Genomic DNA, 13439 nt, shown 5'->3' with positions numbered 1-13439 from the left:
GACTGTGGCAAGTGCGTAGAGCGCTTCTCGGGCTCGCTCCGGCAAGGTGTGTGATGTGCGCGCTGGTGTGGTGATCGCGTGAGGGCATCGCGAGTCCCGTGGGCGGGACTCAGCGGCTCGCGAGGAGCGCTTTTGGGCTCTCGGGACCGAGCGGGCGGGGCGACTCGGCACCACGGGAAGGTGCGGGCGCGCGCGCGCCTACCGCCGGCGCGTACTCGGCTACGCCCGCCTCGGCCGGCGCCCGGCGCCCCTCACCGCGCGGTAGTCGGTGAACAGCGAGCCCAGGATGGTGGCCACCCCCGTGGCGACGTGGATGAGCGCGGCGAGCGGCGAGCGCTTCGCGTAGCCGAGCGCGAACGGCGCCGCGATCGCCGACACACCGAAGGCGTGGTCGATGGCCTCGTGCGCCTCGATCGGTATCAGCTTCGCCAGGCTCAGCCGGTAGTCGGTGAGCAGGGAGACCGACACGACCGATGCGCCGAGCACCACGCCGGCGATCTTTGCCGACCTCGTCCGTGCGGAGAGCCCGGCCAGCGCGACGACGAGGCCGTTCGAGTAATCGATGACGGAGTGCACGTCCTGGGGGACGACCCGCGCCAGGGGCAGGACGCCGAGGAGCGGCCTCGAGGGGATCGTCGTGGCCCGCTGCGCCTCCCGCGCGCTCGGGCTGAGCGCGGCGAGCTCAGCAGTCGGCATGTCGGCCGACGGCAGGTAGGCGGTCGGCAGCTCGTATGCGCCCAGCGAAACGTTGGATTGTGCCATGAGGTCCTCCCGCTCTGTACAGAGGCAATCCGCAGACCGGGGACAGGCCTCCTGCGCAGCGCAGGGGGCCCAGCTCTCTTGAGCTCGGCCCCCCCGAGCCCCTCGCGGAAGCCTGTCCGCGCACGGCGCCCTCTGACGGAGGCCTGTTCGCGCGATCGGCGATGCTAGGCTGCGCCCATGGGAGTCCGGATTATTCCTCTCGGCGGCCTCGGCGAGGTCGGCATGAACGCGATGCTGATCGAGGAGGAAGGCCGCCGCGTGCTCGTCGACTGCGGCGTCATGTTCCCCAACGACCAGGTGCTCGGCGTCGAGGTCGCGATCCCCGACCTCAGCTATGTGCGCGAGGCGGGCGGGGTCGACGCGGTGCTGGTCACGCACGGCCACGAGGATCACATCGGCGGGCTGCCGTCGCTGCTGCGCGAGTTCCCCGTCCCCGTGTACGGCACGCGCTTCACGCTCCGGCTGGTGCGCGAGCGCCTGGCCGAGCACGGCATCGACGTGCCGCTCCGCGAGGTCGAGCCGCAACAGCACTTCGTGGCAGGCCCGTTCCGCGCCGAGCCCCTCCGCGTGACCCACTCCATCCCCGACGCGGTCGGCTACGCCATCGAGACGGGCGAGGGAATCCTCATCCACACCGGCGATTACAAGATCGATCTCACCCCCGTGGCCGGCGACCGGCTCGACCTCGGCCGCTTCGCCGAATACGGCCGCGCCGGCGTGGCGGCCCTGCTGTCGGACTCCACCAACTCGGAGCGCGACGGCTGGTCGGTCAGCGAGACCGCGGTGGCCGAGGGGTTCACCCGGCGGTTTCGCGAGGCGAAGGGGCGCATCCTCGTCGCGCTGTTCGCCTCGAACGTCCACCGGGTCCAGAGCGTGCTCGATATCGCCGCCCAGCTCGGCCGCAAGGTGGTGCTCGCCGGGCGCAGCCTCGCGACAAACACGCGGATCGCCGAGGAGATCGGCATCCTGAGCGTCCCCCCCGGCGTGCTCGTCGACGACGCCACGGCGGCCTCGCTCCCGCCCGAGCGCCTCCTCGTGCTCGCGTCGGGCGCGCAGGGCGAGCCGAACAGCGCCCTCGCGCGCATGGCCATGGGCGACCACCACCGGCTGCGGGTCGATCCGGGCGACACGGTGATCTTCTCGTCCCGCGCGATCCCCGGCAACGAGATCGCCGTCAGCCAGCTCGCCAACCGTTTGGCGAAGCGCGGCGCCGTGGTGCTCGATCGCGGCCTCGACCCCATCCATGCGAGCGGCCACGCGCAGGCCGAGGAGCAGAAGATCCTCCTCGACGCGGTCCGGCCGGAGCACTTCGTCCCCATCCACGGCGAGTACCGGATGCTGCTCGCCCACGCGCGCACGGCGCTCCGGATGGGCGTGCCGTCGTCGGGGGTCTTCGTCGTCGAGGACGGCGACTCGCTGGTCATCGAGAACGGCCGGATGCGCCTCGGCGAGACGGTGAAGAGCGGGCGGGTGTGGCTCGACGCGCGCGGCGGGCTCGATGTGTCCGAGATCGTCTTGCGCGAGCGCGAGCAGATCTCCGATCAGGGGCTCGTGATGGTGCTGGTGGTGGCGGACCGCAGGACGGGAGAGATCTTGCGCGGCCCCGATCTCCTGGGGCGCGGCGTGGCGCACTTCGAGGAGGGCGGTCCGCTGTACGGCGCCGCGCTCGACAGCGCGCGCGACGCGCTCGCCGCGCTGTCCCCCGCGGCGCGCACGCTGGCGCCGGCGCTGGAAGACGCGCTCAGCCGCGGGGTACGGCGGGTGTTCCGGCGCGAGGCCTCGCGGCGCCCCGCCGTGCTCCCGCTGGCCGTGCTGCTGTGAGTCCGGCGGCGGCGCCGCCAGGCGGACCGGGCGGGCAGCGGCCCTTTCGCCTCGCTGCGCCGCCAGGCGATCTGGAGCGCGCGCGGCCGTCGCGCGCTCCAGATGGCGTGAACCGGGGGAGCCCCTTTGTTCTCTGCAGCGGCATGACCGGGGTCGCTTTGCGGTCCATCCTGGGGGGTTGTCGTGAGGGCGCGTGTCCCGGCGAGCGCCCGGGCGGTTCACCGCGCGACGCGGCACCATGGCGGAGCAGGCGAGATGAAGGAGAGGCCCACGAGCCCGCGCCTTTCAGGCGAGGCTGAGACGACGAGGATGGATGACAGGAGCGTTGACGCCGAGGCGCAGGCGGCGGCGCCGATCGACGTCGACACCCGCCCTCCCCCGTCGTCGCGACGGGGGACGCCCGCCAGCCGGCGGTCTGCGCCGCTGGCGCGGCCGAGCGAGGATGTCGCCGCGGTCTATTTTCAGGAGATCTCGGGCAACCCGCCCCTCAGCCGCGAGCTCGAAGTGGAGCTCGGCCGTCGCATCGAGTCGGCCGAGCGCGCGATGATCGAGGCCTGGGTCGCGTCGCCCGTCGCGCTGCGGGAGCTCGCGGCGCTCTCCGACGATCTGCGGGCGGGGCGCGTGGAGTTGAGCGATCTGCTGCTGAACACGGACGCCGACGACGCGCTGGGCGACCCGACGTCCGTGAGGATGGCGCGGCTGCTCGGGCTCGCGCGGTCCTTGGTGGAGCCCGGCCGGACGGAGACGAGCGGGCAGCGATGCCGCGCCGCGCTCTCTGCCGGGCTCGCCGACGTGCGCCTGGGCCCCGCGGTGGAGGCGCGGATCGAGCGCGCGCTGGGCGGGGCGCTCTCCGAGGTCGATGGGCCCAGGCGCGAGGCGATCGAGGGGACGCTCTCGGCGATGCGCGTCGCCCGCAGGGCGGCGGCGGAGGCGAGGGCCGAGATGGTCCGCGCGAACCTGCGGCTCGTGGCAGCGGCGGCCCGGCAGCTCCGGCACCGCGGCGTACCGCTGCTCGACCTCATCCAGGAGGGCAATCTCGGCCTGATCCGCGCGGCGGAGAAGTTCGATTACCGGCGCGGCTATCGGTTCAGCACGTATGCGATGTGGTGGATCAAGCAGGCGCTCTCTCGCGCCCTGCTCTATCAGGGCCAGGTCATCCGGGTGCCGGTCCACCTCGCCGAGACCCGGCGCCGGGCTCTGCAGGCGCGGCGGGAGCTGGAGCAGGAGCACGCGCGCGAGGCGGCGCCGGAGGAGGTCGCCGAGCGGAGCGGGCTATCGATGGAGAAGCTCCAGACCGTTCGGGAGATGGCGCTGCCGCCGGTGTACCTCGACGCGCCGGTGGGAGACGACGACGGCGCGCGCCAGGGCGACTTCTTCGCGAGCGAGGGCGCCGCGCCGGACGAGCTCCTGGTCCACCGCCGCTTGCACGCGCAGGTCTCCGCGCTGCTCGAGTCGCTCACGCCGCGCGAGCGCGACGTGCTCCGGCTCCGGTTCGGCCTCGACGGCGGGCAGCCGCACACGCTCGCCGAGATCGGGGGCATGTTCTCGGTAAGCCGCGAGCGCGTCCGGCAGATCGAGGAGAGCGCGCTGAGCAAGCTGCGGATGCTGTCGCGGAGGCAGGCGCTGGAGACGCCGCTCGGGCGCTGACCGGCGCTGCCGTTGCGCCCGCGCGTCGACGCGTCGCCCCCCGGTTCAGCGCGGCGAGTCGCCGCGCCGGTACTCCGCTGTCGCCTCGTCGAGCCGGGCCTTGAGCTGCGGATCGAGCGTGAGCTCGGCCGCAGCGAGCGTGGCGTCGAGCTGGTCGGGCCGGCTGGCGCCGATGATGGCCGACGTGACGGCCGGGTTGGCGAGCACCCACGCCACGGCGACGGTCGTGAGCGACTGGCCAGCTTCGGCGACGATGCCCGAGAGCGCCTCGACGGTCGCGAACGCGCGCTCGTTCCAGTAGCGCTGCTGGTAGATGGACGCCGCCGCGCCGAGCGTGAAGCGGGTGCCCGACGTGGGGTCACCGCGGCGGTGCTTGCCGGTGAGGAACCCGCCGGCGAGCGGGTTGTACGGGATGACGCCGAGGCCCTCCTCCTGCGCCAGCGGGAGCAGCTCGCGCTCGATCTCCCGGAACAGCAGGGCATAACGCGGCTGCACGGACACGAAGCGCGCGAGCCCGCGCGCTTCGGCGCGGCCGAGCGCGCGCGCCAGGCGATACGCCAGGTAGTTGGATACGCCGATGTACCGCGCCTTGCCGGAGCGAACCACGATATCGAGCGCCTCCAGCGTCTCGTCGATCGGGGTGTCACGGTCGTCGGAGTGGAGCTGATAGAGATCCACGTAATCGGTGCCGAGCCGGCGGAGGGACGCGTCGATGGCGTCCAGGATGTGCTTGCGGGAGGCGCCCTGATCCCACGCGTTCGGGCCGACGCGGCCGACGCACTTTGTCGCGAGGATGAAGCGGTCGCGCTTGCCCTTGAGCCAGCGGCCGACGATCTCCTCGGTGCGCCCGACGGTCGGCAATCCACCGCCCAGCGGATAGACGTCGGCCGTGTCGAGGAAGTTGACGCCGGCGCCGGCGGCCTTGTCGAGGATGAGGCGGGAGGTCTCCTCGTCCGTCTGGAAACCGAACGTCATCGTGCCGAGGCACAGGCGAGAGACGGTGAGGCCGGTACGGCCGAGGCGGGTGGTCGGGATGCTCATGGTCTTCCGTTGGTGCTTTGGAGGTGTTGCCTCGTGGTGTCGATCGGAGCGGTCGTCTTCCGCTCCCGCGCGAGGCGGGGCCCGCTGGTTCAGGGCTCAATAATAGATCGGCCCGACGCTGCCGCCGCCGGCCACGACGGCATCGCCGTTGATCGCGACGCTCCTCGGCGAGGCGAGGAACGCGACCACCCACGCGACCTCGCGGGCGTCGACGATGCGGCCGATGCTCACCGAGGCGGCGAGGTCCTTCTCAGGCTCGGGCCGGACGCGCTCGGTGCGCGTCGCGCCGGGGTGCACGACGGTGACGTTGATCCCCTTCGGGCCCAGCTCGTCCGCCAGGTTCTTCGTGATCGCCGCCACGCCGACGTTGCGCAGGGTGGCGACCGGGCGGCCGGCCTTGCGCACGGCCAGCCCGCCGATGTTGATGATGCGGCCCCAGCCGTTCGCGACGAGGTGGGGCGCGACGGCGCGCGCCGTCCGCAGGTAGCCCACGACCTTGATGTTGATGTCCTCGATCACCTGCGCGTCGACGATCTGGTCGAGGCGCGTGGCGGTCGAGATCCCCCCCGGCACGGCGGCGTTGTTGACCAGGATGTCCACGCCGCCCAGCGCGGTGACGGCGCGCTCGACGAGCGCGTTGACCGAGGTCTCGTTGCCGGTGTCGACCACCAGCGGGACGATGCGGCGGCCCGTCTCCGCCGAGAGCTCGGCGGCGGTCGCCTCCAGCTTGTCCTTGCCGCGCGCGGCGATCACGACGTCGGCGCCCTCGCGCGCCAGCTCCCGCGCGATGGCCTTTCCGATGCCGCGGCTGCCGCCGGTGACGATGGCTCGCTTGCCGGTGAGTTCGAGATCCAAGATCAGCTCCTTCCATCGGCCGACACGACGTCCGTGTCTCCTTGCGCCGAGCGAGCCGCGCCAGAGCACGTCTCATTCCACGCAGATCTCACCGCCTCTTCGCCGAGGCGATGACGCTCGCCGGCGCGCGCATCGCCCTGCCCTGCGCCGGGCGCGACCATCGGGCGGCGCCGCGCGCGCCGTCGCGCCGGGCGGCCTGCCTGCTTCGCAGGCAGCAGGCTGCTGGCGCCGTGCTGCGGGCGGAGCAGCTCGCCCATCGCCGAGGCGCGCGGCGCGAGCGCGGGGGCGCGAGGGCTCCTGCGCGGGCCGCCCGGAGCAGCGAGGTCGCCGCTCAGCCGGGCGGCGGAGCCGGCCGAGGAGGCGCGGGGCGCCGTGATCGGAGCCGGTCCAACGCCGCGAGCACGCCCGCCGCGATCGCGAGGATCGGCGCGAAGACCACGGCGCCGAACCACGCCAGCGCGTACGCGACACCGAGCAAGGGGTCGCCCCCGCCAGCGGGCGGGGGCGTGCCGCTCAGCACGGACACGTGCTCGCGCAGGCCGAGCAGGTGGCAGACGACGAAGGCCGCGACGAGCAGCGCGGCGCCGAGGGCGAAGTCTCGGCTCACGGGGCACCTCCCGCGCCGGTGATCCGCTCCCACAGCGGGCCGAAGCTCAGCGCATAGAGCAGCGCCGCGTCGCCGACCTGGTTGCTGGCGGCGTACCGCAGCCGGTCGCCCTCGCGGATCGGGAACGCGGCGAGGTCGAGCGAGGTGAGCAGCGCCCCGAGGTACGGCGCGTCCCCGAAGGCCGTCGCGCCGAGCAGCGCGAAGCCGCTCGATCCGGCGCTCGCCCCGACGAGCGGCACGATCGGGCCCGAGTCCACGTCCTCCGGGCCGGCCCACGAGCGCGGCCACTCGCGCGCCCAGCCGAAGCCGAAGAGCTCCGCGCCGAGCTCGCGGCGCGCCCGCGCGTACTGATCGCGCGCGAAATCAGGGTCGATCAGGAGCAGCGCGTGCGCGACCAGCCAGAGGGACGATCCCTCGGGGCCGTCCAGGATCCTGCCGTCGTGGGTGTAGCTCGACACGAGCAGCCCCGTCTTCGGGTCGAGGAGCCGGGCGCGCGCCCCCGCGACCCAGCGGCGGCCCAGCTCGAGGCCGCGGCGCTCCCCGTGCAGCGCGTCGGCCATGCGCATCGCCGAGAGGGCGAGCGTGTTGCAGAAGGTCCAGCACTCGTCGGGGTAGCTCTCGGCCGACAGCGCTGGGCTCCGCTCCATGCGGGACCGCATCTCGGCGACGCGCGCGTCGAGCTCGGCCTCGTGATCGGCGCGGCGCGCGACCAGCGCGCGCGCCCCCAGCATGAGCGCGATCTCGCCGTCCACGAAGAGGCTGCGCGCGGGCTGCTGCACGAACGGCCGCCGCGTGGCGTAGGGCATCATGAAGTGCAGCATCCCCCGCTCGCGCTCGATCGCGAGCGTCTCGTCGACGATCCGGTCGATGACGGCGAGGTGGCGCGGCTCGGAGCCCGGATCCCGCAGCGCGGCGTTGGCGAGGCCGAGGACGAGGAAGGTCCGTCCCATGAAATCCCACTCGGCGTTCGCGGCCCGCATCCGCGCGAGCGTCGCGCCCTGCGCGGCGCTGCCCTCCTCCCAGAGCGAGCGCTGATACGCGAGCAGCGCCTGGCCGCGCGGCGAGAGCGCGCCTGCAGCGCGGTGCTCATCCGGCGCGTGCCGGAAGAAGAGGTGGAGACACGGAAGCCAGACGGCCGCCGCGACGAGCAGCGACAGCGCGGCGACGCCGAGCCGGCGCAGCCGGCCAGCCTCTTCAGGTCGGGTCCGAACGCCGGTGGTGGAGGAGAGGTCGGTCATGGGACGGAGCGAGGTACGCCTTGGACCGCTATCGCTGCGCGGGCGGTGGAGCGACGGGGGGGTCCCGGCGGAAGAGCCTCGTCATGACGGCGCGGGTCATGGCGAGGAGGTTATCGCCCGTGAAGCGGAACCAGAAGCCGGCGTAGCAGCCGTTCGTCCGAAAGCCGGGGTTCGCCGCGGCGTAGCGCAGCGCGGCCGGGCGCTCGAAATAGCGCGGCGGATACCGGCTCACCGTCTCGTCGGTCATGAAGATATTGACGCGGAAGAGGCCGGTCTCGTCATCGACGTGGTAATTGCTCTCCCTGGCGAGCCTGAGGAACGCCTCCCGCACCGCCTCGTCCTCCGCGGCGCCCCGGCGCTTCGGATCGAACAGCTGGTAACGCGCGAGCGCCTCGGTGATGGAGACGAACCCGAAGAGGCTGGCGATCGAGAGCCGGTAGAAGCGGGTCCGCGGCGCGCGGCGCTTTGTCTCGAGCAAGAACAAGAGGCCGGAGGCGAGGTGCAGCCCGCGGGTCCGGAAGTCCGGTGAGATCCTGAGCTTCCCACCGACGATGGCCCGGCTGCGGGGCAAACCGAGCGGCGCGGTCTTCCAGAACTGGAATCCGACGATCGCTCCCGTGTCGGCGCGGCGGAAGACATGGACGACGTCGTTGGTCCTCGCGTGGACGCAGAAGTGCCCGAACTCCTCGGCCATGAGCGCGTTCGAGAGGGCGTGGAGCTCGCGCAGCCGCGGCTCGGTGAAGTCGCGCCGCTCGACGGTCTCCAGGCGGACGGCGGGGCGCAGCGGGGAGAGGTGGAGGAGGAGGTTCAGCATGGAGGGCTCCGAGAGCGCCGAGATGGCCTCGTATCCGCAGCGGGTGAGCGCCGCACGAGGGAGGCGCCCTTCAGCAGGCTAGCTCTACGGCGGTGAGTCGGGGCGACGAAGCGAACCGCCATGACGCCAGGCGCGCCAACGCTAGCCCCCGTACCTGGCGCGCATCGCCCGCGCGGCCTCGTCCGCGGCGGCGTTCACCGGCTCGACCAGGGCCGCGTCCCCGCCGAACGTCGTGCGCAGCGGCCTTTGGCCGTGCGGCATCTCGAGGAGCTTCAGCAGCGCGCCCGCGATCTCTTCCGCGGGGAGCCCCGTCATGGTCTTGGCCACATCGAGCCCGGCGCGCGCCACGCCGCTGAGCGCCCCGTACTCGGCGGCGCGCGCCGTGTCGTCGTCCAGCCAGATGTTGTCGAGGATCTTCGTCTGGACCAGCCCCGGCTCCAGGATCACGACGTCGATCCCGAACGAGTCGAGCTCGCGCTTGTAGCCCTCGGCGATCGCCTCCATCGCGGCCTTGGCCGCGGAGTAGTGCGTCATGGTCGGCATGACGACTCGCCCGCCGAGGCTGGACGTGAAGGCGAGCACCCCGGTCTTTCGCCGGCGCATGTGCGGCAGCGCGGCGCGACAGACGCGCTGCGTCCCGAAGACGTGCGTGTCGAAGAGCTGCCGCAGCTGATCGACGCTGCTGCACTCGGTCAGCCCCATCATGCAGTTGCCCGCGTTGTTCAGGAGCACATCGATCTTCCCCGTCTTCTCCACCACCGTCGCGACCGCCGAGGCCACCGAGGCGTCGTCCGTCACGTCGAGCGCGACCGCCTCGATCGGGATCCCCGCGGCCGAGAGGCTGGCCACCTCGTCGCGCGCCGCCCGGTTCTTGCCGCCGGGATCGCGCATGCCCGCGAAGGCCACATACCCGTTCCGGGCGAGCGTCTCCGCCGCGCTCCGGCCGATCCCCGTGCTCGCCCCCGTCACCAGCGCCACTTTCTTCGCCGTCATCGCTCGTTCCCTCCTCGAGCGCCGGAGCGTCCCCCGGCGCTCGTCGCGCGATCGACGGTATCACGCGGCCCGGCGGATATTGAGATTCAGCCTGGAGGCTGTCGGACGCCTCCGTTCAGACGAAAAACCCAAACCGGAGGCTGCCGCCGCCGTCGTCGCCTATGCCACGGTGAAGCCGGCAGAGAGCAGGTCCTGCGGGCGGGACGACGCGCCGATGTGGACGCGGAACTCCCCCGGCTCGACCACGCGGCGCCCCTCGGCGTCGACCATGGACAGCTCCGAGGCGGGGACGTCGAAGCGCACCTTGCGCGCCTCCCCCGCGGCCAGGCTCACGCGGCGGAACGCCTTGAGCTCCTTCTGCGCCCACGTGGACGACGTCACAAGATCTTCGATATAGAGCTGGACGATCTCGACGCCTTCGCGGCCGCCATCGTTGGTGATCGTCACCTCGAACGAGGCCGCTCCGCCTCGCCCCACGATCGGTGTCAGGACCTTCAGATCTCCGTAGGTGAAGCGCGTGTAGCTCAGGCCGAAGCCGAACGCGAACGCCGGCTCCTGCGTCAGGTCGGCGTAGCGATTCCCGTGCTGACCGCGGGCCTGGTTGTAGAATACCGGCTGTTGCCCCACGTGGTAGGGGAACGAGATCGTCAGCTTGCCAGAGGGGTTGATCGCCCCGAACACCGCCTCTGCCACGGCCTGCCCGCCCATCATCCCCGGGTTGAACGCCTCGAGGATCGCCGCCGCGCCGAGCGCCGAGCGCGGCATCACCAGCGGCTTGCTGTTGACGAGGACCACGACCGTCGGCACACCCGTCCTGGCGATCGCGTCCGAAAGGGCCTTCTGGCCACCCATGAGCTCCAGCGTCGCCGTGCTCTTCGTCTCGCCGATGAGCTCGATCCGGTCCCCCAGGACCAGGACCACCACGTCGGCGCCCTGGGCCAGCTCGACCGCCGCAGCGACGCCGGACTCGTCCTCGCTGACGACCGAGCAGCCCGCGGCATGAACCACCTCGCACCCCGGGGGCGCGAGCGCCCGTATCCCATCCACGATGGTGACGATGCTCGATCGGGGGTGCTGCGGCCCGTTGCCGCCGCTCATCTGCCCCGACCCGAGCGACCAGTCGCCCAGCTGGGCGATCGGGTCGTCCGCGTTGGGGCCGATCACCGCGATCCGCCGCAGGGGCCTCGACGCCGCCGCGCCCGCGAGCGGCAGGAGGCCTTCGTTCTTGAGCAGCACGAGCGACGCCCGCGCGACCTCCAGGTTGAGGTCCCGGTGCGCCGCGCACCCGATGATCTCCTTGATCCGCTGCTCGCTGCTGTACCCCGGGTCCTCGAACAGCCCGAGGGCGAACTTGAGCGAGAGGACGCGCCGCACCACCGCGTCGATCTCGGCTTCGGCCAGGAGCCCGCGGCGCACCGCCTCCTGGGCCCCCTCGTAGAACTGAGGTGTCGCCATCATCAGGTCGTTGCCGCTCCGGACCGCCACCGTGGCCGCCTCGGCCATGTCCTTGCAGACCTTCTGATCGAGCACGAGATTGCCCACGTTGTTCCAGTCGGTCACGAGGATCCCCTCGAACCCCCACTCCTCCTTGAGGACCTCCGTCAGGAGCCAGCGGTTGGCGGTGGCGGGGATCCCGTCCATCGACTGATATCCTGTCATGAAGGCCATACAGCCGCTCTTCGCGGCCCGCTCGAAGGGCGGCAGGAAATACGAGCGCAGGTAGCGCCGCGAGATGTTCGCCTCCGATGCGTCACGGCCGCCCAGCGTCTCCGAGTATCCCGCGTAGTGCTTGGCCGTCGCCAGCACCGCGTCCGGATCGTCGAGGCCCTTGCCCTGATAGCCCTTGATCATCGCGCAGGCGAGCTCGCCGATGAGGTAGGGATCCTCGCCGAAGGTCTCCCCCACCCTGCCCCAGCGGAGATCGCGCGTCAGGCACAGGACGGGAGAGAACGTCCATTTGAGCCCCGTCGCGCGCATCTCGGCGGCGGTCACCCGCGCGGCCTGCTCCAGGAGCCCCGTGTCCCAGCTGCAGGCCATGGCGAGCTGCGTGGGGAAGATCGTGGCTCCCGCCCAGAAGGAATGGCCATGGATCCCGTCGTCGGCCATCAGCACAGGGATCCCGAGGCGGGTGCCCAGCGCGCGCCGTATCGCCGCGTCAGCGTCCTTCCCGTTGCAGTGCAGGAGGCTGCCGACCTTCATCCGCCCGATCGCGTCCTCCAGATCTCCCTGGGCGTCCAGCTGCATGAGCTGCCCCACCTTCTCGTCCAGGGTCATCCGACTCAGGAGGTCTTCCACCCGCTTTCCCACGGGTTGCTTGGCATCTTTGTAGAGGGGAGCGTCGTTCATGGGTTCTCCTGATCACGATGGGGAGCACACGAGAACAAGTCCACCGTCGCGCTCGTCGCGAGCACGACGCCGCGCGCGCTGCTGCGGCGCAGCGACGCGCGGCGCGCAGGGCGGGGAGGTACGTTGGCCGAAGGTGGGGTCTTTTGAACCGCCAAGCGCACCAAGAAAAACACAAAGTTTTGGCGTCTTATGGCGCCTCGGCGGTTCCATCATTCCGGCGTGGTGGGGTAAGTACCCCACCACGAAGCGCAGCGCCCGCCGGCTCCCTCGACGTCGGCTCAGACGCGGATCACCGCGCTGCCCCACGTGAGCCCGCCGCCGAGCGCACACAGCAGCACGTGGTTTCCGGGAAGGATCCGGCCGTCGCGGAGCGCCTCGTCGAGCGCCATGGCGACCGAGCCCGCGCTGGCGCCCTCGACCGCGCCGAGGACGCGCTCCCGCGGGCACCCGAGGCGCTCTGCGAGGAGGACGGCGATGTGCGGGTCGCCGTGGTGCGGGATCACCCAGTCGACCTCCGCGGGCGCGAGCCCGGCGGCCGCGACCGACGAGAGGGCGTGCGCCCCGAGGCGCTCCTCCGCGGCCTGCCGCAGCTCGGGCTGCTTCACACGCAGGTATTGCCGGCGGTCGGCGAGCCGCTCCACGGTGAGCGGCTCCGCGGAGCCGCCGCCGGGCACCTGGAGCACGTCGGCCTTCTTCCCGTCGGCGCGCAGGCCGACGCTCAGGATCCCACGCCCGTCTCCGGTCGCCGGCCCGATCACCACCGCGCCGGCGCCGTCGCCGAACAGCTGGGCCGAGGCCCTGTCGCGCGGATCCATGCGGCGGGAGAGCAGATCGGCGCCGATCACGAGGATGTGCTTCATGGTCCCCGCCGCCACGAACTGGTTCGCGACCGACAGCCCGTAGAGGAAGCCCGTCAGCGACGCGGAGAGGTCGAACGACGGGATGAGCTCGGCCCCGAGCTTCTGCTGCACGTACACCGCCGTCGCCGGCATCGGCGCGTCGCCGCTCGAGGTGGCGAGGATGATCATCTCGAGCTCGCGCGGCCCGACGCCGGCCGCGTCGAGGGCCGCCTTCGCCGCCCGCACCGCCAGGTCGCTCGTCGTCTCGACGGGCGCGGCGCGGCGCCGCTCGTCGCTCGCGCCCGGGTCGCCCGCGGCGCCGTCCGCCGGCGGCGCGCCCGCCTGCGCCTCGCTCGTCGGGGCGGCGAGCGGCAGGGAGCGGCCTGTGCCGAGGATGCGCGCGCGTGGATTTCTGGCATCGGACGTCATCGGGAGCGCAGCCTACCTCATGGGCTGCTGGTTGGAACGGGCGATCG

At 72.2% G+C, this 13439-nt stretch carries 11 protein-coding genes; 2 read left to right on the top strand and 9 right to left on the bottom strand.

Going from position 1 to position 13439, the window contains the following annotated elements:
• Positions 1-219 precede the first annotated feature (219 nt).
• Positions 220-762 carry an SPW repeat domain-containing protein gene (locus WME90_RS13545; protein WP_437281522.1) on the bottom strand — a complete coding sequence of 181 codons (543 nt, stop codon included), beginning with the start codon at positions 760-762 and terminating at the stop codon, positions 220-222.
• A gap of 177 nt (positions 763-939) precedes the next feature.
• Between WME90_RS13545 and WME90_RS13540 the strand changes: the two genes are divergently transcribed.
• Positions 940-2583, top strand: coding sequence for a ribonuclease J (locus tag WME90_RS13540; protein ID WP_437281521.1), 1644 nt, complete (start codon positions 940-942; stop codon positions 2581-2583).
• Between the two features lie 309 nt (positions 2584-2892).
• Positions 2893-4230 (top strand): RNA polymerase sigma factor RpoD/SigA, encoded by a 1338-nt coding sequence (locus WME90_RS13535; protein ID WP_437281520.1) that lies wholly within the window; start codon positions 2893-2895, stop codon positions 4228-4230.
• A gap of 45 nt (positions 4231-4275) precedes the next feature.
• Here the strand turns inward: WME90_RS13535 and WME90_RS13530 are convergent, their stop codons facing one another.
• From WME90_RS13530 to WME90_RS13495, 8 genes are all read right to left on the bottom strand, one after another.
• Complete coding sequence (locus WME90_RS13530) at positions 4276-5271, bottom strand: aldo/keto reductase (protein WP_437281519.1); 996 nt, start codon at positions 5269-5271, stop codon at positions 4276-4278.
• Between the two features lie 96 nt (positions 5272-5367).
• Positions 5368-6126, bottom strand: coding sequence for an SDR family NAD(P)-dependent oxidoreductase (locus tag WME90_RS13525; RefSeq protein ID WP_437281518.1), 759 nt, complete (start codon positions 6124-6126; stop codon positions 5368-5370).
• Positions 6127-6457: 331 nt separating this feature from the next.
• On the bottom strand, positions 6458-6733 hold the full coding sequence (locus WME90_RS13520) for a hypothetical protein (protein WP_437281517.1): 276 nt from the start codon (positions 6731-6733) through the stop codon (positions 6458-6460).
• The gene (locus tag WME90_RS13515) at positions 6730-7971 is read right to left on the bottom strand and encodes a hypothetical protein (RefSeq protein ID WP_437281516.1); all 1242 of its coding nucleotides are present in this window, start codon (positions 7969-7971) and stop codon (positions 6730-6732) included. The genes WME90_RS13520 and WME90_RS13515 overlap by 4 nt, the downstream gene beginning before the upstream one ends.
• Positions 7972-7999: 28 nt before the next feature.
• Positions 8000-8785 carry a hypothetical protein gene (locus WME90_RS13510; protein WP_437281515.1) on the bottom strand — a complete coding sequence of 262 codons (786 nt, stop codon included), beginning with the start codon at positions 8783-8785 and terminating at the stop codon, positions 8000-8002.
• A gap of 141 nt (positions 8786-8926) precedes the next feature.
• Positions 8927-9778 (bottom strand): SDR family NAD(P)-dependent oxidoreductase, encoded by an 852-nt coding sequence (locus WME90_RS13505; protein WP_437281514.1) that lies wholly within the window; start codon positions 9776-9778, stop codon positions 8927-8929.
• A gap of 159 nt (positions 9779-9937) precedes the next feature.
• The gene (locus tag WME90_RS13500) at positions 9938-12124 is read right to left on the bottom strand and encodes a glycoside hydrolase family 3 N-terminal domain-containing protein (RefSeq protein ID WP_437281513.1); all 2187 of its coding nucleotides are present in this window, start codon (positions 12122-12124) and stop codon (positions 9938-9940) included.
• Positions 12125-12402: 278 nt separating this feature from the next.
• A complete protein-coding gene (locus WME90_RS13495; RefSeq protein WP_437281512.1) occupies positions 12403-13392 on the bottom strand; it encodes a beta-ketoacyl-ACP synthase 3 in 990 nt (329 codons plus the stop codon).
• Positions 13393-13439: the final 47 nt, after the last annotated feature.

Source organism: Sorangium sp. So ce375 (assembly GCF_051473855.1).
GTDB lineage: Bacteria > Myxococcota_A > Polyangia > Polyangiales > Polyangiaceae > Sorangium.
This window is presented reverse-complemented; position numbering and strand designations above follow the sequence as displayed.

Coding starts and splice junctions, on each gene's coding strand:
- WME90_RS13540 (WP_437281521.1), top strand. CDS start 940: ATGGGAGTCCGGATTATTCCTCTCGGCGGCCTCGGCGAGGTCGGCATG.
- WME90_RS13545 (WP_437281522.1), bottom strand. CDS start 762: ATGGCACAATCCAACGTTTCGCTGGGCGCATACGAGCTGCCGACCGCC.
- WME90_RS13515 (WP_437281516.1), bottom strand. CDS start 7,971: ATGACCGACCTCTCCTCCACCACCGGCGTTCGGACCCGACCTGAAGAG.
- WME90_RS13500 (WP_437281513.1), bottom strand. CDS start 12,124: ATGAACGACGCTCCCCTCTACAAAGATGCCAAGCAACCCGTGGGAAAG.
- WME90_RS13535 (WP_437281520.1), top strand. CDS start 2,893: ATGGATGACAGGAGCGTTGACGCCGAGGCGCAGGCGGCGGCGCCGATC.
- WME90_RS13510 (WP_437281515.1), bottom strand. CDS start 8,785: ATGCTGAACCTCCTCCTCCACCTCTCCCCGCTGCGCCCCGCCGTCCGC.
- WME90_RS13505 (WP_437281514.1), bottom strand. CDS start 9,778: ATGACGGCGAAGAAAGTGGCGCTGGTGACGGGGGCGAGCACGGGGATC.
- WME90_RS13530 (WP_437281519.1), bottom strand. CDS start 5,271: ATGAGCATCCCGACCACCCGCCTCGGCCGTACCGGCCTCACCGTCTCT.
- WME90_RS13495 (WP_437281512.1), bottom strand. CDS start 13,392: ATGACGTCCGATGCCAGAAATCCACGCGCGCGCATCCTCGGCACAGGC.